The sequence below is a fragment of the Massilia sp. 01N417 genome, assembly GCF_056399645.1.
In genome coordinates, this window is sequence record NZ_JBFTRS010000067.1 from 1 (window position 1) to 510 (window position 510).

1 rRNA gene is annotated in these 510 nt (G+C 48.9%); it reads right to left on the reverse strand.

Going from position 1 to position 510, the window contains the following annotated elements:
* A 16S ribosomal RNA gene (locus tag AC1DOQ_RS26965) occupies positions 1–238 on the reverse strand; the annotation flags it as partial.
* Positions 239–510 lie beyond the last annotated feature (272 nt).

The window sequence follows — 510 nt, forward strand, 5'->3', positions numbered from 1 at the left end:
TAATCAGACATCGGCCGCTCCAAAAGCATGAGGYCCGAAGRTCCCCCACTTTCTTCCGTAGAACGTATGCGGTATTAGCGTAACTTTCGCTACGTTATCCCCCACTTCTGGGTACGTTCCGATGTATTACTCACCCGTTCGCCACTCGCCGCCAGGTTGCCCCGCGCTGCCGTTCGACTTGCATGTGTAAAGCATGCCGCCAGCGTTCAATCTGAGCCAGGATCAAACTCTTCAGTTTAATCTCTGTTTGCGACACTTKCGTGTCATGTCGCYCACTCAAAATACTGACCGTTACTCATTGCTGAGCAACGTTATACTTTTTGTGAACATTTGATAATTTAAGCATTCAGCACCCCRAAGGRTRCTGGCACTTCATCAAACGCCCACACTTATCGACTGTTGATTGTTAAAGATCGTATTCGGTACTGCCTTGCTGCATCCGGCGAATCGTTTTGTTCGTCAGCAGCAGAGAAGTGAGATTATGCCGTGTTTCGCTTACCTCGTCAACTC